This window comes from Bacillus sp. FSL K6-2944 (assembly GCF_038005385.1).
Taxonomy (GTDB): domain Bacteria; phylum Bacillota; class Bacilli; order Bacillales; family Bacillaceae_G; genus Bacillus_A; species Bacillus_A cereus.
The window spans coordinates 368783-394374 of record NZ_JBBOTE010000002.1 but is presented as its reverse complement, the minus strand read 5'-3'; the positions used below and the strand labels follow the sequence as shown (position 1 = coordinate 394374).

The window sequence follows — 25592 nt, the reverse complement described above, 5'->3', positions numbered from 1 at the left end:
TATGAACAGAAAAGATGTGAAACGAATGACAAAAGATCATGATAATCCACGTTCTATAGCTTTTACATACAAACTAATTTTAAGCTTAATTGCATTCTTTCTTATTTTTATGGTTGCAATGGTATTAGGTGCTGCAGATACTTCGATAAAAGATGTATGGTTAGCACTCACTTCCTCCGCTAAAGGAGACAAAATATCTATTATTCGAGAAATACGTTTACCACGTGAAGTTGCTGCTATTTTTGTAGGAGCTGGATTAGCCGTTTCTGGGGCAATTATGCAAGGATTAACACGAAATCCACTTGCGGACCCTGGATTATTAGGGCTATCTGGTGGAGCAAATGCTGCGCTTGCACTGACACTTGCTTTCAACCCTTCCATCAGCTATCTTTACTTAACATTAGCTTGCTTTATCGGTGCTGCAATTGGCGCAATTATGGTATTTGGAATTGGTATGGTGAAAAAAGGCGGCCTTTCTCCTCTTCGAATTGTATTAGCGGGCGCTGCAGTTTCAGCATTTCTACTCGCAATTTCAGAAGGAATCGGCATTTACTTTAAAATTTCACAAGATGTATCACTTTGGACTGCTGGGGGCGTAATTGGAACAACTTGGAGCCAATTAAAAATTATTATTCCAGTCATTTCAATTAGTATCTTTATCGCTATCTTACTAGCAAAAAAATTGACAGTTCTTAGTTTCAGTGAAGAAGTGGCTATTGGACTAGGTCAAAAAATTATTGTTATTAAAACTATTTTATTTATCATTATTATCTTACTTGCAGGTGCATCTGTAGCGCTTGTTGGAAATATGGCATTTATCGGCTTAATGGTACCTCACATGGTACGCCCAATTGTCGGTCCAGATTACCGATTTGTTATACCGATGTCAGCAATTGCTGGAGCTTCCTTTATGCTACTTGCAGATACAATCGGACGTACTATTAACGCTCCATACGAAACACCAGTTGCGGCAATTGTTGCGATTGTAGGGTTACCATTCTTCCTATTCATTGTACGTAAAGGAGGAAAAACATTCTCATGATGCAATCTATTTTAAGAAAACAGCGTCTCATTATACTCGCTTTACTTATAGTAATCATCACAACCATTGTAGTTGGAATGGGACTTGGTTCAGCATCTTTATCTTATGATCGACTACTCCCAACATTAATGGGGCAAGGGACTTTTAAAGAGGAGTTTGTTTTATACTCTTTAAGACTACCTAGAATTGTCATTACATTATTAGCTGGTATGGCTCTCGCTTTATCAGGGGCTATTCTGCAAGGAATTACCCGAAATGATTTAGCTGAACCTGGTATTCTTGGTATTAACTCTGGGGCTGGTGTTGCTGTTGCTATTTTCTTTTTATACTTTCCAATAGACGTAGGTTCATTTCTTTACTTACTACCTGTCGTTGGATTTATTGGGGCATTTCTGACAGCTGTTCTAATTTACGTGTTTTCATATAGTAAATCAACTGGACTTCAACCAATACGATTAACATTAACTGGTATCGGTTTTGCATTTGCACTATCTGGAGCGATGATTGTCCTTATTTCATCCGCTGATCGTATGAAAGTGGACTTTATCTCAAAATGGATTGCCGGAAATATTTGGGGAGATGACTGGATTTTCGTTTTAGCAATGCTCCCATGGTTAATCGTATTCATTCCGTTTGTTTTCTATAAAGCAAATCGATTAAACATTTTAGCATTAAACGAACCAGTCGCAATTGGCGTTGGCATTGAAATTGAAAAAGAACGCAGGTACTTATTAGTTGCAGCCGTTGCACTTGCAGCCGCAGCTGTTTCCGTAACAGGAGGAATTAGCTTTATCGGATTAATGGCTCCTCATATCGCGAAATCTTTAGTAGGTCCAAGACATCAAATCTTCATGCCTATCGCCCTTTTAATCGGCGGATGGCTATTATTATTAGCAGATACAATCGGACGAAATATCGTTGATCCTAATGGCATTCCAGCAGGTATTGTCGTTGCTTTAATTGGGGCTCCTTACTTTATGTATTTGTTGCTTAAAAAAGCTTAAAAAACACCCTCAAGATTTCTTGAGGGTGTTTTTGTTTCATTCTACTGCTGCCCATACCCTTCAAACTTCTTCGCCAAATTCTCCATCTCATCTTCTGGCAATAGCTTTGGTTCCCCAATGCTTTTCGTTTGATAATAAATTTGAGCACAAAACTCAATCTCTTCTGCAACAGTAAACGCCATTTTTATATTATTTGCACCAGCAATTAAACCGTGATTTGCAAGTAAAACAGCACGGCGATCAATCATGCCTTCAAAAGCAGCCTCCGCTAATTGCTTCGTACCAAATGTTTCATACGGTGCACAGCGCACATTCGGTCCTGCGAAAGCAATTAAATACGATACAGCAGGAAGCTCCCATCCTAATGATGCAATCGTCTTCGCGTAAGGAGAGTGTGTATGCACAAGCGCATTTATATCTTCACGCTTCCTATAGTAAATAAGGTGCATATCTAATTCACTTGATGGTTTTCTCTCTCCTTCTACTACTTCACCATCTAGGTTTAATATAACTACATCTTCAGGCTTTGTTTCATAATACTCTAAACCACTTGGGCTAATCGCAACAAGACCTTGTTCACGATTAAAGATACTAATATTACCGCCCGTTCCCTTTGTTAAACCACTAGAAATCATTTTCTTTCCATACGCTACAATTTCTTCTCTTTCTTTTTGTAATAACATATACATCCCCCTAAGTATGAAGCTTATGATGACTGACTTTTACATTTATCTACTTATTGAAATAGCTTTTTTAAATTCTCCGTAAACGGTGCCTTTACAATCCCTTTTTCTGTAATAATCGCTGTTACATTTTCATGTGGAGTAACATCAAATGCTGGATTATATACTTTACTTTCTTTCGGAGCAGAATATTGTCCGAAGCGATTAATCACTTCAGAAGCATCTCTTTCTTCAATCGGAATTTCTTTTCCTGTCGATGTCTTTAAATCAATTGTCGGTGTTGGCGCTGCTACATAAAACGGAATGTTGTAGTACTTAGCTAAAATAGATACGCCTAATGTGCCAATTTTATTTGCTACATCACCATTTGCTGCCACACGATCACATCCAACAATTACCGCATCAATCTTCCCTTGTGACATGACCATAGCTGCCATATTATCTGTAATAACAGTAACGTCAATGCCTGCTCGCTGCAGTTCTAATGCTGTTAACGTTGAACCTTGTAATCTAGGGCGTGTTTCATCAGAATAGATTTTTAAGTCCCATCCTTTTTCTTTCGCTAAGTACATGGGAGCTGTCGCGGTACCATACTTAGTTGTCGCTAACGCACCAGCATTACAATGTGTTAATACTCCCATTCCATCATGGAATAATGTTAATGCATGTTCTCCAATTTGACGGTTAATTTCTTCATCTTCTCTATGAATCTCTTTTGCCTCTTCTAGTAATCTATTTTTCAGCTGTGAGATTGATAAATGAATATTATCTGTCGCTACACTTTCCATTCTTTCAAGTGCCCAAAATAAATTTACGGCAGTCGGTCTTGATGTCGCCAAGTATGTACATACCTTTCTTACTTCATCCATAAATCCCTCTTCCGTACTTTCAGCAAATTCCTTTATCCCTAAATACACTCCATAAGCAGCTGAAACACCAATCGCGGGTGCACCTCGTACTTTCATTACTTGAATCGCATCCCACACACTTTCAGCTGTTTTAAAAGATTCATAGACAATTTCATTTGGTAATAACGTTTGATCTAACAAAACTAAAGCATCATCTTTCCACTGAATTGGTATTAATTGCTCTTCCATCATATTCTCCCCTTACTTCGCGTAGTGCATTGACTGTTCTTTTAACGTTTCTACAAAACTTGTGCCCGTTCTATATTGATTCGCTCGTAAAATAAAACCCTTCGCTACTTGAAGACAAATTCGCTCCGCTCTAGCACGTGCTTCCTCATTCCCAATACAAGTAATATCTTTTACTTTCGCTAATCCAACAATACGGCGAATTAATTCCAGACCTGTCACTGCAGCTGTATCCTCTAATACAGATTGCAAATAGACTTCGCTAAAGCCTTCTTCCTTCGCCATAATCTCGGTCACATGAATATCCCAAGCACCTAAAAACTTCTGCTTAAATAAATCAATTACCTCTACCATCGTAGTTTGTAACCAATCCATATACGTATCTTTCTCAGCTCCAGGTGACATCGTTGCATCTGCATTCACCCAAGCAAACATTAAATTCGCCATTACATTCCCAACGTCATATCCCATAGGTCCATAAAAAGCAAACTCAGGATCAATAACCTTTGTAGAATCATCTCTTACAAAAACAGAACCAGTATGTAAATCACCATGAAGTAATGCCTGTGCATTCGTCATAAAAGAAAATTTACGTTTCGCTACTTCCATACGAAGCTCTTTATCACTATAAATATGTTCCCTAATCCATCCCTCATTTAACGGAATTAACTCATTACGCTTATTATGATTTGTAAATGGTTCTGAATATACGAGGTCCTCTGTAATCTCACATAATTCAGGATTTATATAATTCTTCACAAGTTCCTTCTTCTCTTTATGATTCATTACAACATCCGATGTTAACAAAAGTGTATTTACCATAAAAGTAGTTAAATCATCCGCAAGCCTCGGAAATATTTGATGATTTATAAGTGCTGTACGTAATATTGTGTGATCCGATAAATCTTCCATTACGCAACAATTCATCACACTATCAAATAAATACACCTTAGGAACAAGTCCAGGTGCTAACTCATCCTCTAACTGCAAAACATCTGATTCTATACGAATACGATTCGTCGACAACTTAAACTCATCTGAAATGCGAGCTGTATCCCCAGCTTGCTTTACGATGACAGACATGTTCTCTTTTTCATCCCAAACGCGGAACACATAATTTAAATTGCCATCACCTATTTCTTTACACTGTAACCCCTTTGCATGTTCAAACTTAGATAATTTCTCTTTCACATATGCAATCACATCTTTAGCTTCCATTAAAAAATACTTTGTGAACTTAGACATGGTTTCCCCTCCACACCAATTGTAAGCGTTTTCTAAAAGCTATAAAAAATAATAGGTTGAATTTTTTCATCCTATAAATATGTATTCTTCTTTTTGAAAGGTATATCTAGGTTTTATTATATCTCGTTAGCACTTTGAGTCAATATTTCTAACTATCATCGTAATATACTTCCTAATTATATATTTGAGATGACAAAAATTGTTCAAAAAGATTTCGATTCATTTTATTTTATTTATCGCACAATTCTTTGTAAAATAGAAATAAGCAGTTCCTTTTCAAATACATAACTTCTAAGAAATATTTCCTTCCTAAGAAATTAAACTTACACACTATCTCTAACATACACACTAAACTTTCAACTACTCATCTAAAATTTATAGACTTAAAATTACCTTTCCATTCCCTGTTAGTCTTAATTGAGAATAAATATTAATTAAATTGGTATAAAGTTGGTTTATTCTCTTGACAAAATAACCACTTCTATATGATAATTAATATCGAATTAGAATTATTATAGTTAATTAAAAAATATATTTTATGAGCACACTATTTTTTGATGCTCAAAACCAACATTTAGGAGGAATTTTAACATGTTATTAATCGGCACAGAAGTAAAACCGTTTAAAGCTAATGCTTACCATAATGGAGAATTTATCCAAGTTACTGACGAAAGTTTAAAAGGAAAATGGAGTGTAGTTTGTTTCTACCCAGCTGACTTCACATTCGTTTGCCCAACTGAACTTGAAGACTTACAAAACCAATACGCAACTCTAAAAGACTTAGGCGTTGAAGTATACTCTGTATCTACAGACACTCACTTCACTCACAAAGCATGGCATGATAGCTCAGAAACTATCGGCAAAATCGAGTACATCATGATTGGTGACCCAACTCGCACAATCACTACAAACTTCAACGTTTTAATGGAAGAAGAAGGTCTTGCTGCTCGTGGTACATTCATCATCGATCCAGACGGCGTTATCCAATCTATGGAAATCAATGCTGACGGTATCGGCCGTGACGCAAGCATTCTTGTTAACAAAATTAAAGCTGCTCAATACGTACGTAACAACCCAGGTGAAGTTTGCCCAGCTAAATGGCAAGAGGGTTCTGCAACACTTAAACCAAGCCTTGACCTTGTAGGCAAAATCTAAGGAGTTCGATCAAAATGATACTAGATGCAGATATAAAAACACAACTATCCCAATACCTTCAATTAATGGAGAACGATATTTTACTTAAAGTAAGCGCAGGAGACGATAACGTATCTAAAGATATGTTATCTCTAGTAGACGAATTAGCTACTATGTCATCTAAGATTACAGTAGAAAAAGTTGAATTAGAGAGAACACCAAGCTTTAGCGTAAACCGCCCTGGTGAAAACACTGGTGTCGTATTCGCTGGTATTCCATTAGGACACGAATTTACATCATTAGTGTTAGCTTTACTACAAGTAAGTGGACGCGCTCCAAAAGTTGAACAAAAATTAATCGATCAAATTAAAAACATTCAAGGCGAATATCATTTTGAATCTTATATCAGCCTAAGTTGTCATAACTGTCCTGATGTTGTACAAGCTCTTAACGTAATGAGCGTTCTTAACCCTGGTATTACACATACTATGATTGATGGCGCTGCATTCAAAGAGGAAGTAGAAAGCAAAGACATTATGGCAGTACCAACTGTTTACCTAAACGGCGAATCTTTCGGAAGCGGTCGTATGACACTTGAAGAAATTTTAGCTAAAATGGGTAACGGTCCAGATGCATCAGAGCTTTCTGATAAAGATCCATACGATGTTCTTGTTGTTGGTGGCGGCCCTGCTGGTGCAAGTGCAGCAATTTACGCAGCACGTAAAGGCATCCGCACTGGTATCGTTGCTGAGCGCTTCGGTGGTCAAGTAATGGATACTATGGGCATTGAGAACTTCATCAGCGTGAAAAAGACTGAAGGTCCTAAGCTAGTAGCAAGCCTTGAAGAGCACGTAAAAGAATACGACATCGATGTAATGAATCTACAACGTGCGAAACGTTTAGAGAAAAAAGAACTTATTGAAGTGGAACTTGAAAACGGCGCTATTCTGAAAAGTAAGAGCGTAATCGTTTCTACAGGTGCTCGCTGGCGTAATGTTGGCGTACCAGGTGAAGCTGAGTTCAAAAATAAAGGTGTAGCATATTGCCCACACTGTGACGGTCCATTATTCACTGGAAAAGACGTAGCAGTTATCGGCGGAGGTAACTCTGGTATTGAAGCAGCTATCGACTTAGCAGGTATCGTTAAGCACGTAACTGTTCTTGAATTCATGCCAGAATTAAAAGCTGATGCTGTATTACAAGAGCGTCTTAACAGCTTACCAAACGTAACTGTTCTGAAAAACGTTCAAACGAAAGAAATCACTGGTACTGATAAAGTAAACGGTATTTCTTACATCGATCGTGAAACTGAAGAAGTTCATCACGTTGAATTACAAGGTGTATTCGTACAAATCGGTCTTGTACCAAACACAGACTGGTTAGGCGAAACAGTTGAACGCGTTCGCGGTGAAATCGTAACAGACAAGCACGGCGCTACAAACGTACCAGGAGTGTTTGCTGCAGGTGACTGTACAAATAATCCGTACAAACAAATCATCATCTCTATGGGTTCAGGTGCAAACGCAGCTTTAGGTGCATTTGATTACTTAATCCGTAACTAATATATTTTAAAAGACACTGTACTACTTAATCACTAGTACAGTGTCTTTCTTTGTTAAGTTATGTATAGTTTAATTATATTTTCACAAAACCATTATTCAAACCATTGAAACAATTACCTAGCTATTATAATCATTCTTTTATATTTTAACCCGGTTAGTATTTTAGATAGTAAAAATTAATTAATAAAATTCTATGAAGTGTCCTCTTTTTAAAATTTCATCATTCATTATAAATAATTTTAACCAAGTAATTCATAAGCATTTATCACTTAAATTTCCCTACCGTTCAAATTAAAAATATAAAATATTCCACTTAAATACATACAAAAAAAAAGCGCTTTTTTAGTAAAATTGAGATAGTACTCAAAATCTGTTGCAAGTAGTTCATCTTCGCACTCTCTTACAATAAGTGTTAAAAAAGATTATTTATTTTTATAAAGGGGACAATATTATGGAAATAATAAAACACATCTTAATCTTTATAGTCACATCTATCATTGAATTAATTTATTCTGTATTTACTTTTATTAAATTAGAGTTTTCTTATACTATTCTATGCGTTATTCTACAATATGTATTTTTATTTTCTACAATCATACTTATTTTAGGCATGTTCCAATTCTTCACCGATGTAATAAGAACCAAAATATTAGAAAATCTATATCATAAATCTATTCGAAACAAAAATTTAAAAATTATAAGATTAGTAACCGAATTATATTATCTTTCAGATAAATTTTTATACTTTATCTCTCCAAGAGTCCTTCATACATCATATCTTGATAGAGATAATTCATTTGACAAAACTAAACCATTTAGCCCTATTCATTGGTACAATTCTCTTAAGTCTTTTATAAGTACAATGTTCCAAATTTCATTTGTGAATATTTTAATATGGTTTATTATTTTATTCTTTTATCAACCTACTTTAATACAAGATATTACTGGAATTTTAAATTGGAATAATTTTTCTAATATAATAAAACATTTAGATTATAAAGCAATTAATGCTATAACAGGATGCTTAACGCTTCTTATATCCACGTTAACATTGCTATTATTTAGAACAACACTATTAAAATCAAAAGCGAAAAAAAAGTTATACGATGAAAGATATGAACAAGTTATTAAATCCCAATTAAAAATTTCTACATCATTAAGTAAATGTTTATACAAATCCAAACAAAATATTAATACTTTAGAACGGCAATTAGACTTTATAGCAAATCAATTTTGTAAGGAATTAACTCATTCTGAAAGTTATATTTTTTCTAATGGAAAATTACAGTACGATCCTAGAATAAAATACTATCGTCCCCTTAATACTATAGAATTATTTACATGTTATAATCCATTAAAAAAAGAAGTAAAAGAGATACTAGACTCCTTAATGGAAATCAATAATAACTCAATTTACAACATATACTTTAAATTAAATAAACACTCTAAATATGAAATTGAACAATTAGGAATTAATCCTTTAAATGCATCTTTAAACTTAGATGCATTTCTTCTTAGTCAAGAATTTTTATCCAATACCTTTACTAACATGCTCAATCACTATGAATATTTAAATACTCGCTTTATCAAAATTAAAGACCTACGATCGGGCTTTTTATCCGAAGAACAGTTTATGAAAGAGTATATATACTTCTCAAAATCCATGGAAGATATAATTTCCATGGAAGAAAATTATTTACAAGAGGCAGTAATTGATTTTCGAAATTCACTCATCAACAAGTTGGAGGAATCTATTTACTACTATGTAATTACCCAACAATACGTTAATAACTCATACAAAAAATCTCGTTTAAGTCTTTCTGATTTATTTTTTGGAAAATAATAACTTTATAGTTACAGAAGAAAGTAAGGTATCTAAATTCTTTCCTTACTTTTTTCTGTAACTATTAACACTCCAATCTATACACTAAAAACCTCTCATTCCCATTCTTCTCATAAGCCCCAGGCAACCTTACTTCTTTCTTCAGCTCAAACGCAGTCTGATTTTCTAAGAAGAAAATATAGTCCTCAGAAGGATAATATAAAATAATATCCACTTCTCTCCCCGTGTTTTCTACTGAAAGCAAAATGTTATTTACTACATTCATAAACACTTGCACAGAAAACGGATTAAAGAAATAAAACCTATTATCATGTGGATCAATCTCATATTCCTGCGCTAAACAACATTGGAATTGAATTTTCCCCTTACTGTTTCGTGCCTTTCGAGCATAACGATCTCGATTATCCATCGCTTCTTTATAAAACTCTTCATTCATTTCAATTCCAACTGCTGATGCACCACATTTATGATGCATATAAAAGTTTAATCGCCCTTTTCCGCACCCAAAATCTACAACTTGATCGCTACTTTTTATTTCATATTGATTCAGTAACTCATCTAATCCGCTATACGGCGTCGGTTCATAACGGTGATAATGCATAGATTTGTTAAACCCTTTTTGCTCACCGACTGTTTTTATATGTAAAACTGCATCGTAATATTGTTCGTTCATTCGTTTTCTCCTATTAAAAAATGGTACTTATTATTATACACCATGTACTGGAGGCTCATTTTTCATCAAATTAATAGGTACGTGAAATTATATTAACGATTTTCTTAATATATCTATCGTAACTTCAAATATATCAACGATTTTCTCAATATATCTATCATAACTCAAAATATATCAACGTTTTTTCAAATATATCGATTTGCCGACAATTCACGACAAAAAAACAGGAGCTCTCTAGCCCCTGTCTTCTAACACTTTCAATACAGTTTGTTTCAATATTTCTACCCCATCCATAATACAACTATGATCAAACCTCATATACGGATGGTGTAATCCAGGTTGTAGGTCTGCTCCTAGTCCAAGCATGACAGCTTTTAAATGTGGTCTTTTCACTGTATAGTAATGGAAATCATCGCTTCCTGTCGTATAGAGAGGCCCTGTGCATCTCTCTTCCCCATACACTTCGAGAATACCTTTACGCATAAAGCGCTCTGCTTCTTCGGAAACCTCTGCTCCTGGTGCAAGATCCATCCATTCGTATGAAGTTTTTGATCCCATCGATGCAGCTGATTCTATTACATGCTCAATCTTTTTCTTTAATTCTTCTAATAGTATATTACTCTCTGCTCTTACATCTAAACTGAAATGACCATTTCCCGGAATAATATTTAAATTATCACCACCCGCTTGGCATCTCGTCATTTTTACTGAATAAGAACTTTGCGGTGGCAGCCAGATATTTTTCAAACCGATATTAATCATGGAAATGACATCAATTGCATTCACACCTTGATGTGGTCTTGCCCCGTGTGCATCCTCCCCATGAATCATACCCTCTAAAAATCCTGCTGCTCCATGACGAATAGATGGGGCTGCTTGTTTCAAAGATAGTTCTTCAATTGGTCTTAGATGGACGCCAAATAAGAAATCAGCATCATCTACAGCACCTTTCTCCACCATCTTCAAAGCACCATTCCCCTTCTCTTCTGCTGGCTGAAAAATAAATCTAACCGTACCACTTTTCCATCTCATATTTTTCAATTGTAAAATAAGTCCCATTACAATGGTCATATGAGCATCATGGCCACATGAATGGTTCGCTTTAAATTCTCCATTTACTTCTTGCCAAAGTGCATCCATATCAGCACGAATCGCAATAACTGGATTCCCGCCTCCAATCTCAGCAATTACACCTGGACAATCATCAAATGTTCTATATGAACTTCCTTCTTCTTTTAAAAAGTCAGTAATATACGCTGTCGTTTCATATTCTTTCCAACTTACTTCAGGGTTTTCGTGTAAATGCTGAAAAATCTCCGTTAAGCGCTCTTGTAGTTCTAATGTTTTCAACGTTCCAGTCTCCTTCCCACATTACAAACGATTCGGGTTAATTATACTTATGAAAAACAGATGTTTTTATGAACATATTGAATTTTAAGAAAAAAGTCAATTATTTATTTTTAAATACTTAAAAAGCTTACTCTGCACTTATATTACAAACTAAACAAACAACTAGAACATTCCTTATTTTCTGTTTTTTATGTTGACGCTTACATAAACTTTTAGTTATCATAACCTAATAAACGTCTATTTTACGACAATTCTAAAAATACAAACAAACATACGTAACAAGGAGGAACTTTATGAAAAAAGAAATACCTTTTGGAATAGCGATTATCCCTATTATCATTACCGTTGCAGTTATGATGGTTACAATTGTTGTATTAAAACAAACCCCTCACGTTCCACTTATTATTGGTACAACCGTTGCTTCTATTGTCGCTTGGCGTTACGGTTACAAATGGAATGATCTTGAAGAAGCAATGTATAAAGGGATTCGTCTTGCATTACCCGCTGTCGTCATTATTATTCTTGTTGGCTTAACAATTGGTGCTTGGATTGGCGGTGGAATCGTCGCAACGATGATTTATTACGGTTTAAAACTTTTAACTCCATCACTATTTTTAGTTTCCATTACCGTCATTTGTTCTATCGTAGCATTAGCAATTGGTAGCTCTTGGTCTACAATGGGCACAATTGGTGTTGCTGGAATGGGAATTGGCCTAAGTATGGGAATTCCAGCCCCAATGGTTGCTGGTGCCATTATTTCAGGCTCTTATTTTGGCGATAAAATGTCACCGCTTTCAGATACCACTAACTTAGCCGCAGGATTAACAAATACAGATTTATTCGCACACATTCGTCACATGTTATTTACTACAGTTCCAGGTTTAATTATTACTCTTATCGTCTACGCGGTCTTAGGAAGAAGCTTCGGCGCTAACAATATTGATGCGAAGAGCATCGATCAAACGTTACAAGTATTGCAACAAAACTTTGTTATCTCACCTTTCCTACTCATTATACCCGTAGTCGTTATGGTATTGGTCGCTAAAAAGGTCCCTGCTATACCAGCGATTCTCGTCGGTATTATTTTAGGATTTTTATCACAAGTCTTTATTCAAGGTGGTTCTGTCTCAGCATCTGTCGGTGCACTCCAAGCTGGATTTGTTATAGACACTGGAAACAAGCTAGTAGACGAACTATTTAACCGCGGTGGCTTAGATTCGATGATGAATACAGTCTCTATGACAATTGTCGCTATGACTTTCGGAGGAGTATTAGAACATACAGGTATTCTTCGCTCAATTGTAAATCAAATTTTAAAGTTAGCGAAATCAGCAAAAGGGCTTATCGCTTCTACTATCGCATCTTGTTTTGCAACAAACCTTACTTGCTCTGAACAATATATTTCAATTGTTGTCCCTTCAAGAATGTACGCAAATGCCTACACGGAAAAAGGACTACATTCAAAAAACTTATCCAGAGCATTAGAAGATGGTGGAACATTAACTTCTGTCTTCGTTCCTTGGAATACGTGCGGTGTATTTATTCTCGCAACACTTGGCGTAGGTGCATTTGAATATGCTCCTTATGCTATTTTGAATTTCATCGTACCTATTATCTCAATCATTTATGGTATAACAGGCTTCACAATTGTAAAACTATCAGACATTGAAAAAGCAGAACTACTCAAGAAACAAAAAGCCCAACTAGAAGCTTAAAAATAGCGGTAAATTCAGTTCATATAGTGCACGAGGTCGCCCTTGTTGATAGGGCATTTCCTCGCCGCAAATATGAGCATACCCGTAATCAACTAATTTCTTTAACAACCTTTCTGTCGATCTTCGAGTTACTTGTAAGTACTCAGAAAGGTCAGCTGCTGTAAACTTCAATGACGGGTGCGATTGACTAAATTGAATGATTTTTGACAAGTTGGCCGGACTAAGCTTTGTTTCCTTCGCTATTTTCATTAGTTCCGGATTATCATTTTTCAAACTTTGTACTCTCTGTTCTTTCGGGAACGGACCAAACAAATCTTTATCACTTGTTAGTATATAAAAACAACGATCTATTGGATTGTTCTTTGCAAAACTTTGAGCAATTTTTGCATTTTGCTCCGCTTCTTTCACGGTTTTCCCATAACCAAATCCAATAGCTATCGTTCCTTCTACGCTCGCAAACAAGTTATCTATCGCATTTGTTTTAATAATTGATTCGATATCACCACGAGTTGTATACAAAATGCATGTCATTTCATCCACTTGTTTAAATGAACCACGTAGTTCTTTTGAAATGACATCTAGTTTTTCAAGCAAACTCGTTCGTAATTCTAAGGAAGAAATAATACAAGCACCAACAGTAGCTGAATAGCTTTTTGCTAACTCAGCTTTTATTTTTGCATCTTTTAGCCCATGTATAATGGATTGTGTTGGATCAATCATACGCTCTGAAGGAACACCTATTTTTTGAAGCTCGTCGTAAACAGCGTGAATACTAGTTAAAGCTAAATGAGCCTCTCCAGATTGATATTTAGCTACATGAAAATCGATAACTCTATTTATTTCATCTTTACTCCACAGCATATTTTCATAATCCAACACTTGCGGGCTTTCTTTTATACCGATATCATGGAACACATTTGTAATAAACGAGCGGTCTACTAAATCGATGGAAATGTTATGTGGTTGAATACTTTGATGATACATGATAGAAAGAATTGAAGATGCGACAGTTGTCTCGTCTTGCTGTAAGTATGTACTTGGAATTTGTAATTGTTCTCTTATTTCTTTTGCCATATAATAAGGTAAAGCACCTGAGAAAAAGATGACATCACAAGGCTTTAAACACTTTAATAGTTCAGAAGATTCCGCCGGATGAAGGTAAATATATGGATCAATTTCTATTCCTTCTAATTTTTGAGCAATAGGAAAAAGGTTCTCCATAAACTCCTTTGAACCGACAACTGCAATTTTTATCATCATTTTCTCTAACTCCTTATCATTAATTAACGACTATTTAACGTCAACTATATCAAATGTATAAAACTATTGTAAACAGGAAGGGGTCTCTATTCAATGAAAATTACAGCTATTCATCTTTACGCAATTCGTTTACCGCTTCGCAATCCGTTTGTTATTAGTTATGGCTCTTATTCTGATATGCCCTCTATTATCGTCAAAATGGAAACAGATGAAGGTATTATCGGTTACGGTGAAGGCGTTGCTGATGATCACGTCACAGGTGAATCATGGGAAAGTACTTTCTATACTTTAAAACATACGCTAACCCCTGCTCTAATCGGGCAAAATCCAATGAATATCGAAAAAATACACGACATGATGGACAATACAATTTACGGTGTTCCAACAGCGAAAGCCGCAATTGATATTGCTTGTTTTGATATAATGGGCAAAAAACTAAATCAACCTGTATATCAATTAATTGGCGGGCGCTACCATGAAGAATTCCCTGTCACTCATGTTTTAAGTATTGCCGATCCAGAAAACATGGCTGAAGAAGCTGCTTCTATGATTCAAAAAGGTTACCAATCTTTCAAAATGAAAGTTGGTACAAATGTAAAAGAAGATGTGAAACGTATTGAAGCTGTACGAGAACGTGTAGGAAATGACATCGCTATTCGCGTTGATGTAAACCAAGGCTGGAAAAATAGCGCAAACACATTAACAGCACTACGTTCATTAGGACATTTAAACATTGACTGGATTGAACAACCTGTTATCGCGGACGATATTGATGCCATGGCTCATATTCGTTCTAAAACAGACCTCCCGCTTATGATTGATGAAGGACTAAAAAGTTCTCGTGAAATGCGCCAAATTATTAAATTAGAAGCTGCTGATAAAGTAAATATAAAACTAATGAAATGCAGCGGCATATATCCCGCTGTAAAGCTCGCTCATCAAGCAGAAATGGCAGGCATTGAATGCCAAGTGGGATCAATGGTCGAATCATCTGTTGCCTCTTCCGCAGGATTCCATGTCGCTTTCGCAAAGAAAATCATTACGAGCGTAGAGCTAACAGGGCCATTAAAATTCACAAAAGACATCGGAAACTTACATTACGACGTACCATTCATTCGCTTAAACGAAAAGCCTGGACTCGGCATTGAAATAAACGAAGATACATTACAAGAACTCACCGTCTTTCAGGACATTGTACGCTAAAGGAGGACTAACGCATGACAGTTCTATACAAAGGAACATTAAAACAAAATAACAATCCATTTCACGTTACATTACTATCACTAGAGCACATCGAGCAAATCTTATCACTACAAAACATTGTAGTTGAAGCACTAGAAGATAAAAGTCGTTTACAACCACTCTCACAAGAAGAATTTCAATACATTCTAGAAGGAAACGGCATGATGATCGGCGCTTTTATCGAAAACGAACTCATCGCATTTCGCGCTCTACTCGTCCCTCCTATCGACGATGAACATTTAGGGCTTGATATTGGTCTATCAGAAAGTGAACTGCACCGCGTCATCTATCAAGAAATCTCAAACGTTCATCCGAACTGCCGAGGAAATGGTATGCAAAAAATATTAGCAAACGTCATCATGGACGAATTGCAAAAAGAAGACAGCAAATATGATTACGTATGCTGCACCGTTGCTCCTTTTAACATCCCGAGTTTGAAGGATAAGTTTGCGCAAGGGATGGCGATTGCTGCGCTAAAGGAGAAGTATGGTGGTAGTCTGCGGTATGTTTTTGTGAAGAAATTGCGCGGAGATAAAGAAAGCGATTGGACGGATATTCAAAGTATTCTAATGAGTGATGCTAGTGGACAGCAGGCTTTGCTTTCGGAGGGGTATCTTGGGTATGAGATGGAGAAAACAGCAGATACTTTCATTGTGAAATTTGGGCGCTAATCTATATACTCGAAAAGAGGAGATGTCTGCTGTGACCTCTTCTCTTTTCGATTTGTTGAACAATCCTGTGGTAAATGAAATTATATCAACGATTTTTCGAATATATCTATCATAACTTACAATATATCAACGATTTTTAAAATATATCTATCAAAACTCACAATATATCAACGATTCGACAAGAAATATCGATTTACAGACAAAAATCGATATCCCTTCCTAAATCGTCATCTTCCAACTAGATAACGCTAACCAATTCTCCATTTCTTTATAATCAGGCATTATCTTCCCGACAAGACGCCAAAAAGATCGATCATGATTTAAATGAACCATATGACACATTTCATGAACAACCACATAGTCAATTACTCGCTGTGGTGCCATTGCTAGCTTCCAATTGAATGTTAGTTGTAAATTCGAATCGCAAGTACCCCAAGTACGACTACTATCTGTAATACGAATAGAACGTGGTTTTGTTTTGAAATTACTTTGATGCACTTTAATACTCTTCTCTACTAAAGATTTACACTGCTTATAGTAAAATCGTTTTAAAGCTTGTTGTATTTTCTCATCCTTAAGCTCTTTCACATAAATATGTAACTTATCCCCTTCAAAAATCGCATTGTCTTGCTCAATGCTTGCATCTTGGGAAATCTGTATCGGATACGTATTCCCTAAATACAAAAAGCCCTCTCCTTGATCATAATCCTTTTCCTGTGGTCCATGCGCTCGCTCCGTCATTTCCTTACGTGTTGTCTGAATCCAATCCCACTTTTCCTCTAGCAACTGAACTAAGTATTCAACAGGTGTCCCTTTCGGAGCCTGCACTTCCACATTTCCATACGAATCCACAAAAAGACGCACGGACTTTTTCTTCTTATAAGTTATATGAAAATTAATTGTCTCACCTAAATATGTATGTACCATTTCATCACCTGGCATAGTATTTTTACAAATAAAAAAGAGTAGGATACGAACGTCCTACTCTACCTATTATATCATTTACTGCTTTAACGAACTCATTATCCTCTATACTTTACACCTAATCCCTTAATGAAATTCCTTGCGTATCTATCGCCACACTCTTTGTAATTTTTATGGCCTTTCTTTCTTAATAGAGCGCCTAACTCTCCTTTTGTTACCGTAACGCCTACGCTATCTAATATATCAAGTACATCCTCACTCGTTAAAGATAGTGCGATTTTCATTTTCTTTAGAAGAAGGTTATTGGCACTCTCCTTGCTCTGTACAGGTGCAGGCTGCCCTGGTTTCGGATCTTGCTTTCCTCTTTTTAAAGTAATAAATCCATTTAAAAATGCCTCTAACATCATCATATCGCATGTTTTTACGTACTCATCTTCAGCTACCTCATCATTTTCAGCTTCATGCTGAGGAGCTCTCTTTATTTTTGTAAGCATATCAACTACGTCTTCTTTCGTTACTTCCATCCCGCCAAGTTTAAAGATTTCTACCATATCTATGTCTTTTATATCTAAAGCGTATCTTACTCTTTTTAATATATCGTTGTTGCTCATTGCCATTGGGTTTCCTCCTGAAATGTTGATTATTTATTCAGCGGTTAAAGTTTATGCTATAACCTGCTTTAAATTATCATGTTTAATCTAACCTTTTAGTTATTGTCCGCTAAATTAATACTTTAACATTTTAAAGATATGTTTTATAGTCTTACCCGAACTTTTCTCTATCATTGTATCTACAGAGCTCTTACATGTTTTTTATATGCCTATAAAAAGATTTCTCTCTTAACATTAACTAAAAGAAAAAAACAGTGTTTTGATTTCTCAAATACACTGTTCTTTTCCAGCTCTGCACTTATTTTCAACTCACTCATGTCATGCACTACATATGAAATGATTTAACTGCTTAAAAGTTAAACCGTCTCACTATCCTGAGCCATACCAACACTATCCTCAAACTTATCCAACAACCCACGCACCTCATCAGTCGATTTCGTACTCATCAATTGATTTCTCAATTCAGCAGCTCCAGGGAAGCCTTTTACATAAATTTTAAAGAAGCGATGAAGTCCTGTGATTGAGCGTGGCAGTACTTCTGCATATTGATCTTGTAAATCAAGTTGTAGTCTTAAAAGATCTAGATGTTCTTTACTGCTATGTTCCCTTGGCTCTTTTTCAAACGCAAATGGATTTTTGAAGATGCCTCGTCCGATCATTACGCCATCAATGCCGTATTTTTCAGCAAGTTCCAGCCCCATTTTACGATCAAGGATGTCTCCATTGATTGTTATTAACGTATTTGGTGCGATACGGTCACGTAATTTTTTAATTTCCGGAATTAGTTCCCAGTGCGCATCTACTTGGCTCATTTCTTCTCTTGTACGTAAGTGAATAGAAAGGTTTGCAATATCTTGTTTGAAAATGTGCGTTAACCAATCTTCCCACTCGCTTAACTCTTTAAAGCCAAGTCTTGTTTTTACGCTGACAGGTAGTCCACCCGCTTTTGCTGCTTGGATAAGTTCTGCTGCAACGTCTGGACGTAGAATAAGGCCACTACCTTTTCCTCTTGATGCAACGTTCGGAACTGGGCAACCCATGTTAATATCGATACCTTTAAATCCTAGCTCTGCCATACCGATACTCATTTGACGGAAGTATTCAGGATTGTCTCCCCAAATATGTGCTACCATCGGTTGTTCGTCTTCTGTAAAAATTAAACGGCCACGTACACTTTTCATACCTTCTGGATGGCAATAGCTATCCGAGTTTGTAAACTCTGTGAAGAATACGTCCGGACGACCAGCTTCACTTACTACGTGACGGAACACAACGTCTGTCACATCTTCCATTGGTGCAAGTACGAAAAATGGTCGTGGTAATTCACGCCAAAAATTATCTATCATTTCAAATTCAAATCCTCTCACTATGAATACAATTTCAAAATCTCAATTTATAATTTGTGAAAATCAGCAATATTTATTTTAACTAAAATCGCTTATGAATGGTATTTTTGTAAACCAAAAAGCAGGTGGTATAGATTTTTTCTATATCAACTGCTTTCCTATTATACTAACTTAAGCCAAGCCACACACTCCACATGCGTCGTATAAAGTATATCATGTCTTTTAGTGTAACTTGTATTACCGTTGTGTATTCTATTGCAAAGAAAATAAAAAAGCAATGTAATTCTGTGCATTGAATTCATTTAATTCATTTTAAGCGTGTGGTCATTTTTGTGGTCGGTGGTCAAAAAGAGCTGGACTTTCATTCAGCTCTTTTTCATTGAAATTCTGGGACAACATACACCTTTACATAAACGCCATTCTTCATTGCAAATTGCTCTAAAGTTTTTTGTCTGTATTCTGTTACTGTAAAAAAATGAACGATTGGTATTTTTCCCTTATATTTATCTTTGTAGTATGTTGTAAACTCACCATACCTTTTCATTTTCTCACTGTTTATATTCATCATCTGCGTTCGATCTATTTCAACAGCATTTAAAATCCCTTCTTCATCTCGGAATTTCACGTCTGGAATAATTGTCTTCTTTTTATCATCTATTTTATAACGTATAGGTGTTTCTATCTGCCAGTCATCCGGACAAAACAGATAGAGCCACGCTTCATTTCTCATAAGGCTGTGTGCTAATCGAATTGTTGGTACTATTTTTTCTGTATCATCGAATAGCGCGCGCCCTTTTTTATTTAAGTAATATACATATTCTTTCTTATAAACTGTACTGTTAACAAACGTGCTTAAATCCTTTAATATACGGTTTGCATTTCTTATACCACCTAAATCATGGATAGCCATTAAATGCCTACGTGTAGCAAATTTCAGCTTTCTAATCGAGGTCAGAATCATCATCTGACGATTCAATTTGATGTGTGTTTGTATGTTCATGTTTCTCCACCTCATATTGTTTTAGTACATTCCACATCATTTCATTAGAAATATAAGGTACTTGAATTTCTGTTAACCTATCCGTTTTAAACAACGCGCGTCCAGGTATACTTTTAATCGATTCCAATCCACATTCATCTATAACCACTTGAGAAGCCGTTTGTGTCGGTAATCTAAACCCAAGCTTTGCATCTGAATTTTGCTTAACTTGTCGCGGTAATGTATCTCCAGTTGGATACTGTGTACAAAAAATTAATCTGAATCCAAGCGCCCCACCAATCCTTGCTATATAAGAAAGCATTCTCTGACAAGCCACTAATAATTTTTGCTGCTCTTTCCCCATACTTTTATCAGGACAAAGTTCAGCCCCTTCATCAACTATAATGAAATGACGTTCTTTTATATTTGTTTCTACAACGTTTGTATAATGTCTTTCCTTCATATAGAACATTTTCTCTTCCATTTTCTCAAGGATGGTATTTAAAACTTGAAATGCTTGAATTGGCTTTTCTGCTATCGACTCAACTTGTTTTAAATTTTGATATGGTCCGAATTCTAAACCGCCTTTTAAATCGACGATGTATAAATGCGTATAACCTGGTTGTGCTGTAATAAGAGATGTCATTACATTCTTTAAAAATACGGTTTTCCCCATACGTGTTAAACCACCTAAAGTCATGTGTGGTGTTTTATCAAAATCATGATAAATTATTTCTTCTAGGCTTTGCCCTATAGGCACAAGCCATTTCCCTTGTTCGACTAATGTTTTTGACCATCCCCACTTATTAGGTATGTCTTTATGAAATACTCGAATACTTAATTTATAGTTATCATAATGAATCCGAACAGGTTTATTTAACCCCTCACTTACAACATCCTCGACCTTCTGAATAATTTTACTCGGCATACCTACAGGTAATGTGTAAACATATGTTGTGCTACGATCATCATCAACTTGATTTTGAAATTTAGGATAATGTAGCTTATCTTCTCTTTTAATTGCGATTCCACTCACCTGTTATGAAGTGACCTTTGTCAATAGTTTTTCACCCATAATATTTTTCTTGATGGCATACAAAAGCTTCAGAAATAAGATCTATCGACAGTTAACCACTCTGTTATTCGTGGATTGGTTACCTCAGGTTAATGGTTCGTCGTTAGGCTCTTATAATCTCACTGCGTGGATCACACCTTTTCAAATTCTAATAAATAGCTTGTTTATCAGAATTTCAGCCATGCCAGAAGAGGTGAGTCATAGATAGCCAGACCTGTAATTCACTATCTCTGAAGCTCATCTATGCCATCAATTGATACCTTTGGTTTCTAACTATGAATGAATCAATCAACTTCATATCCTTCCCTCTTTATTTTCGGTGAATTTTACCTGTTTCTAATCCCCATATAAAACACCCCAGTTCTCTTGCGATAGCTGTAACGGCAACATTTCTAGGTTTCCCTTGATATATCATGCGATAATATTTTCTTTGTAACCTTTCTACAGCCTGATCCGCATAAGCAATCACTTCGCTTCGTTGCCCTTTTTGTCTTGCTTTCACTCGCTTCGATTTTAATCCGATTGTTCCTTTTACCAACGCATTTGCACATTCTACAAGAGTAGACCTAACGGTCGAATTTCCTTGTTTTGTAATCGAACGTCGACTGATTTTTTCTCCACTTGAGCTTTCGCTTGGTGTCAATCCTACATAAGCCATAAATGCTTTAGCCGTGGGAAAACGAGTGAAGTCTGCAATTTCCACATGAACAGTCATTGCCGATGTTGTATCTATACCTTTTAAGCATCTTAAATTTGCGATTGGTTCTTCGTACCTTTCACGATGAGATAATTCTTCTAATCTCAGACTGAACCGCTCAATTTTATCGACTAGAACATCATACTGTAATAGGTATTCGCCTAACGTTTCTTTGAATAATCCTTGTAGATCAAGATTCTTTAACCATTTCATATAAGCGATTGTCCAGCTTGATTTCCCTTCATACACATAGCCATGCCTTAAAAGGAATGCTTTTATCTGTTGTTTTATTTTTTTCAAAGATGTTTTAAAATCACCTAACATGCGGATATACTCTTTCACGGCAACATCCTCTTCTTCTGGAACATATACTTCTTTATAGGTGCCATTTGCTAAATTAAGAGCAATCATTTTGGCATCGAATTTATCATTTTTAACCATTTTATTTTTTGATGAACTGTACATTGTTGTGGGAGCTAAAATATCACAATCAATTCCATTTTGTTCAAGAAGATTATGAAGTGAATACCCTAAACAACCAGCCTCATATCCAGCTTTAATTTTTATATCTTCACCATATTTTGTTTTCAGTTTCTCAACGAATTTTTTTACGAGAGATACATTTGAAGCACATCGTGCTTCTCTTACAATTTCCCCAGTTGTTCCGTGTAGTGCACATAAGCTAAAACTTTCCTTGTGGACATCCATCCCAATATAGATTATATTTTCCATAGTGGCCTCCTATTATCATAGGGTATAACCCCATTCATAATGTTTTCATTCATTATTATGGGTTAAAATCCCTGACTTGATAATCTAGGAGGTCACTTCATATTATCTCAAAAAAGACTTGAATCTTCTTTTTATCATCATCTTTTCGTTTGAACTTATCACTTACTAATGCGTATGTTAATGCTGCTGTAGGAACTATTAGTAACTCCAACATAAACATTTCCCCCTTAGATATCCTATAAGGATATCATTGCACTCTTTTGGAATATAACGGGACGGGCCTTTTCTTATACCCTTCCTGTTGTCCTGACCTTCCACATTGTATTCCTTCATAGAAATGCAACTAGAACATAGCGTAGAAGGTATAGAAACGAGCCTGTAAGTGTTGTGTACAAGGTTACACGTGGAAGCCAATATGGAACACTTCTCCCCATTTTTTCTGCTGCCTTCATAGTAATTACTGACAACCCTGTTGCCGTCCAAATAATTACCGCTTCCCCTGCAAGTGTCATAGCTATTCCTCCTCTTCTTTTTCACGGAATATAATACCTTTTCTCGTAAGAACTGCATCATAACAATCCATTAAAGTTTCCCAATTTAAAATGTCTTCTTCTTCGCCGTATAGATCTTCTTCAATAACTTGGGATAAACTGAAATATCTTTTATACTCCTTGTTATTAAACACCTCATGATTTTTCATGTGATTCATAATTGATTCTGTTTCTGATCTTGATTTGGATTCGTTATACATTTGACGTAATTCTTTTGAAGGATGTAAATATGGAGTTGTATTCAAGTGGTTATACTGCCAACGCATATAATCCTCTCCCCTCTTGATGTCCTTAATTCCACTTGGTATTCCTTGTGGTCTTGATATAGGTATATGAACTAGAATGAAATACATTGCCTGTCCTCCTGAAATTTATTTTTTAAAAGGACAAAAATGGTTTCACAAGAATATACATATAGGGGGTGTAAATGTGCTACGTAGCAACTTAAAACAAATTGTAGATGAAAAAGGATTACGTTACGGATTTGTAGCTAAAAAAGTTGGTATAGCTAATTCTACAATGACTAACTTACTTCAAGGAGGATCGCCGACACTTTTAGTCGCGATTAGAATTGCTAAAGTTCTTGATATGAAAGTAGAAGATATATGGATTGAGGAAGAAATATAATAATATAAAATCACACTTTTAAAATATTGTATTAATTGTTATGCTTTACTTAAATTAAGGGGGACGATTATGTGAAGGTTGTTCAATCTATATTTAGGGGATTCCGTTTATTAAGTAAAATCATTAATCCGATATTAAAGGCATTGTCTAAAAGTAAATTTTAAATCTCATAATAATAAAAATCCCCTTCTGCATATGGGTGCAAAAGGGGATTTTATCAAATTATTCTATTCATTCTACAGACAACTATTTATAGATAAATAAGAAACGGTGTATATTTACACTAACATCTATAAATTTAAAAATCAAGATATAATTACCTACATATAGAATCAGGTAATGATTTTTTATTCATAAAACTATTCTTTTATTAAGATTGCACTTGATAAACTTCGCAATACCACCCTTTATAGTCTTTGAAATACCATGTGATAGCACCTAATTTATTACGGTCGTCAACAGGTTCACATTGCAGATAGAAAATACCATCTGCTTCATAAACTAAGTTACCCTTCACTTTGAATTCAGCGAGTTTATCCATAATTTCTTGAGCTAAATTAACTCCTAATCCGCCTGATTTCATTGTCCATTTCATATTATTACCTCCACCGTTATATGCATTTTGTACTCTTTCAATAAAGCTATTCCATCGTCCTTCATCTAACATACGATGAGGACAATACTTTCCACTCCATGATTGGTGTGTGCGAACTTTACTAATTGGAATATTGTACTGTTTCATTAGTTGAGCTACAACGATAGCTGCATTATCTTCTGCTTTATAATATCGATCTCCACCACTTAGAGAGTAACAGATTTCAACTCCAATAGATTTACGATTTCCGTTACCGCCACCATCACCGCAATGCCAAGCGTTACGCTCTAAAGGAATTCCTTGTACAGCTTCTTTATCATCTACGGCAATATGAAACGATACTTGGTTATCATTGCGAATCATATACGATACTTCATTGTCTGCTGTAGCATCGTTGTACGTATTGTGGACTGTAATAAATTCTGGATTCATTGTATACGGACACTTTGTACCATATTTACTTGGATTAACTAATTTTTTTCTGATTTCCATTATTGAACATCTCCCTTTTTCTCTTCTTGTTTTTGTTTTCCACCCAAAATTTCAACTGCATTTGTTAATGCTGAAGGTAAGGGAATCCCCATACGACCAGCGTTTTCTAAAAGTGAAAGTAACTCATTGCCCATGAAGAAGAAAATAGTCGCTTCACGAATTGCGCTGTTACTTCCCAGTGCTGAATCTAGTTGAGCGGCCGCTCCGACCAAAAGAAAAAGCACCACCTTTTTGGCGATGCCTTTGAAACCAACTTTACTTTTTAATTCTCCGTTATATCCTGCTGCAATCATGCCAGTTAAATAATCAATAACTGCCATCGTCACTAAGATTTTCAATGTTGCATCCCATCCTCCCAAGAAATACCCACAGAAGCCACCAAAAGTGGCAATAAAAGTTTTTAATAGTACATCAATACGATCCACATTCTTTCCTCCTTTTCAAA

At 35.7% G+C, this 25592-nt stretch carries 24 protein-coding genes and 2 pseudogenes; 9 read left to right on the top strand and 17 right to left on the bottom strand.

What is annotated here, in order from left to right:
* The first annotated feature begins 1 nt into the window (after position 1).
* Both MHH55_RS23085 and MHH55_RS23080 read left to right on the top strand, forming a co-directional pair.
* Positions 2-1042 carry a FecCD family ABC transporter permease gene (locus MHH55_RS23085; RefSeq protein ID WP_002025239.1) on the top strand — a complete coding sequence of 347 codons (1041 nt, stop codon included), beginning with the start codon at positions 2-4 and terminating at the stop codon, positions 1040-1042.
* Positions 1039-2046, top strand: coding sequence for a FecCD family ABC transporter permease (locus MHH55_RS23080; RefSeq protein WP_000983751.1), 1008 nt, complete (start codon positions 1039-1041; stop codon positions 2044-2046). Before MHH55_RS23085 ends, MHH55_RS23080 begins: the two co-directional genes overlap by 4 nt.
* Before the next feature lie 41 nt (positions 2047-2087).
* Here the strand turns inward: MHH55_RS23080 and MHH55_RS23075 are convergent, their stop codons facing one another.
* Genes MHH55_RS23075 through mtnK form a run of 3 tightly spaced genes read right to left on the bottom strand, consistent with a single transcriptional unit; the run spans position 2088 to position 5068 of the window.
* Positions 2088-2729 carry an L-fuculose-phosphate aldolase gene (locus tag MHH55_RS23075; RefSeq protein WP_000926557.1) on the bottom strand — a complete coding sequence of 214 codons (642 nt, stop codon included), beginning with the start codon at positions 2727-2729 and terminating at the stop codon, positions 2088-2090.
* A 53-nt stretch (positions 2730-2782) separates the two neighbouring features.
* Positions 2783-3829, bottom strand: coding sequence for an S-methyl-5-thioribose-1-phosphate isomerase (gene mtnA / locus MHH55_RS23070; protein ID WP_025690395.1), 1047 nt, complete (start codon positions 3827-3829; stop codon positions 2783-2785).
* A gap of 9 nt (positions 3830-3838) precedes the next feature.
* The gene (gene mtnK / locus MHH55_RS23065) at positions 3839-5068 is read right to left on the bottom strand and encodes an S-methyl-5-thioribose kinase (protein WP_078187460.1); all 1230 of its coding nucleotides are present in this window, start codon (positions 5066-5068) and stop codon (positions 3839-3841) included.
* A gap of 591 nt (positions 5069-5659) precedes the next feature.
* Between mtnK and ahpC the strand changes: the two genes are divergently transcribed.
* The 3 genes from ahpC (at position 5660) to MHH55_RS23050 (ending at position 9607) form a co-directional block, all read left to right on the top strand.
* Positions 5660-6223 (top strand): alkyl hydroperoxide reductase subunit C, encoded by a 564-nt coding sequence (gene ahpC, locus MHH55_RS23060; protein WP_000924420.1) that lies wholly within the window; start codon positions 5660-5662, stop codon positions 6221-6223.
* 14 nt (positions 6224-6237) lie between these two features.
* Positions 6238-7764 (top strand): alkyl hydroperoxide reductase subunit F, encoded by a 1527-nt coding sequence (ahpF, locus tag MHH55_RS23055; protein WP_000599516.1) that lies wholly within the window; start codon positions 6238-6240, stop codon positions 7762-7764.
* Between the two features lie 451 nt (positions 7765-8215).
* A complete protein-coding gene (locus tag MHH55_RS23050) occupies positions 8216-9607 on the top strand; it encodes a hypothetical protein (protein ID WP_078187443.1) in 1392 nt (463 codons plus the stop codon).
* Positions 9608-9671: 64 nt separating this feature from the next.
* Here the strand turns inward: MHH55_RS23050 and MHH55_RS23045 are convergent, their stop codons facing one another.
* Both MHH55_RS23045 and MHH55_RS23040 read right to left on the bottom strand, forming a co-directional pair.
* Entirely contained in the window at positions 9672-10280 is a 609-nt protein-coding gene (locus MHH55_RS23045) for an SAM-dependent methyltransferase (RefSeq protein WP_074553584.1), read from the bottom strand.
* Positions 10281-10514: 234 nt separating this feature from the next.
* The gene (locus MHH55_RS23040; protein ID WP_078187442.1) at positions 10515-11630 is read right to left on the bottom strand and encodes a M20 peptidase aminoacylase family protein; all 1116 of its coding nucleotides are present in this window, start codon (positions 11628-11630) and stop codon (positions 10515-10517) included.
* A gap of 293 nt (positions 11631-11923) precedes the next feature.
* Here MHH55_RS23040 and nhaC point away from each other — a divergent pair, with 293 nt between their 5' ends.
* Complete coding sequence (gene nhaC, locus MHH55_RS23035) at positions 11924-13345, top strand: Na+/H+ antiporter NhaC (RefSeq protein ID WP_078187441.1); 1422 nt, start codon at positions 11924-11926, stop codon at positions 13343-13345.
* Here nhaC and MHH55_RS23030 read toward each other — a convergent pair.
* Positions 13334-14605, bottom strand: a complete 1272-nt coding sequence (locus MHH55_RS23030; RefSeq protein WP_075676635.1) for a transcriptional regulator — start codon at positions 14603-14605, stop codon at positions 13334-13336. The two genes, nhaC and MHH55_RS23030, sit on opposite strands and share 12 nt — an antisense overlap.
* A 93-nt stretch (positions 14606-14698) precedes the next feature.
* Here MHH55_RS23030 and MHH55_RS23025 point away from each other — a divergent pair, with 93 nt between their 5' ends.
* A complete protein-coding gene (locus MHH55_RS23025; RefSeq protein ID WP_078187440.1) occupies positions 14699-15808 on the top strand; it encodes a mandelate racemase/muconate lactonizing enzyme family protein in 1110 nt (369 codons plus the stop codon).
* Between the two features lie 14 nt (positions 15809-15822).
* Complete coding sequence (locus tag MHH55_RS23020) at positions 15823-16518, top strand: N-acetyltransferase (protein ID WP_078187439.1); 696 nt, start codon at positions 15823-15825, stop codon at positions 16516-16518.
* 219 nt (positions 16519-16737) lie between these two features.
* Here MHH55_RS23020 and MHH55_RS23015 read toward each other — a convergent pair whose 3' ends face one another.
* From MHH55_RS23015 to MHH55_RS22980, 9 genes and pseudogenes are all read right to left on the bottom strand, one after another.
* Positions 16738-17445: a M48 family metallopeptidase gene (locus MHH55_RS23015; RefSeq protein WP_078187438.1), complete on the bottom strand. Its 708-nt coding sequence runs from the start codon at positions 17443-17445 to the stop codon at positions 16738-16740.
* Between the two features lie 95 nt (positions 17446-17540).
* Positions 17541-18059, bottom strand: coding sequence for a YehS family protein (locus MHH55_RS23010; RefSeq protein ID WP_001251702.1), 519 nt, complete (start codon positions 18057-18059; stop codon positions 17541-17543).
* A 350-nt stretch (positions 18060-18409) separates the two neighbouring features.
* On the bottom strand, positions 18410-19399 hold the full coding sequence (locus tag MHH55_RS23005; RefSeq protein WP_078187437.1) for a tRNA dihydrouridine synthase: 990 nt from the start codon (positions 19397-19399) through the stop codon (positions 18410-18412).
* A gap of 376 nt (positions 19400-19775) precedes the next feature.
* On the bottom strand, positions 19776-20399 hold the full coding sequence (locus MHH55_RS23000; protein ID WP_072191933.1) for a replication-relaxation family protein: 624 nt from the start codon (positions 20397-20399) through the stop codon (positions 19776-19778).
* A pseudogene (locus tag MHH55_RS22995) lies at positions 20341-21417 on the bottom strand (FtsK/SpoIIIE domain-containing protein); the annotation flags it as partial. The pseudogene MHH55_RS22995 and the gene MHH55_RS23000, both read right to left, overlap by 59 nt.
* A 346-nt stretch (positions 21418-21763) precedes the next feature.
* Positions 21764-22882 carry an IS110 family transposase gene (locus MHH55_RS22990; RefSeq protein ID WP_340880263.1) on the bottom strand — a complete coding sequence of 373 codons (1119 nt, stop codon included), beginning with the start codon at positions 22880-22882 and terminating at the stop codon, positions 21764-21766.
* A gap of 103 nt (positions 22883-22985) precedes the next feature.
* A pseudogene (locus MHH55_RS36445) lies at positions 22986-23096 on the bottom strand (FtsK/SpoIIIE domain-containing protein); the annotation flags it as partial.
* A 115-nt stretch (positions 23097-23211) separates the two neighbouring features.
* Positions 23212-23394 (bottom strand): hypothetical protein, encoded by a 183-nt coding sequence (locus MHH55_RS22985; RefSeq protein WP_072191931.1) that lies wholly within the window; start codon positions 23392-23394, stop codon positions 23212-23214.
* Positions 23395-23396: 2 nt separating this feature from the next.
* Complete coding sequence (locus tag MHH55_RS22980; RefSeq protein WP_072191936.1) at positions 23397-23699, bottom strand: hypothetical protein; 303 nt, start codon at positions 23697-23699, stop codon at positions 23397-23399.
* 163 nt (positions 23700-23862) lie between these two features.
* On the opposite strand from MHH55_RS22980, the gene MHH55_RS22975 reads away from it, so the two are divergent.
* Positions 23863-24060 carry a helix-turn-helix transcriptional regulator gene (locus MHH55_RS22975; RefSeq protein ID WP_071727379.1) on the top strand — a complete coding sequence of 66 codons (198 nt, stop codon included), beginning with the start codon at positions 23863-23865 and terminating at the stop codon, positions 24058-24060.
* Positions 24061-24430: 370 nt separating this feature from the next.
* Here MHH55_RS22975 and MHH55_RS22970 read toward each other — a convergent pair whose 3' ends face one another.
* Complete coding sequence (locus tag MHH55_RS22970) at positions 24431-25147, bottom strand: peptidoglycan recognition protein family protein (RefSeq protein ID WP_078187613.1); 717 nt, start codon at positions 25145-25147, stop codon at positions 24431-24433.
* Positions 25147-25572, bottom strand: coding sequence for a phage holin family protein (locus tag MHH55_RS22965; RefSeq protein WP_030028294.1), 426 nt, complete (start codon positions 25570-25572; stop codon positions 25147-25149). The genes MHH55_RS22970 and MHH55_RS22965 overlap by 1 nt, the downstream gene beginning before the upstream one ends.
* Positions 25573-25592: the final 20 nt, after the last annotated feature.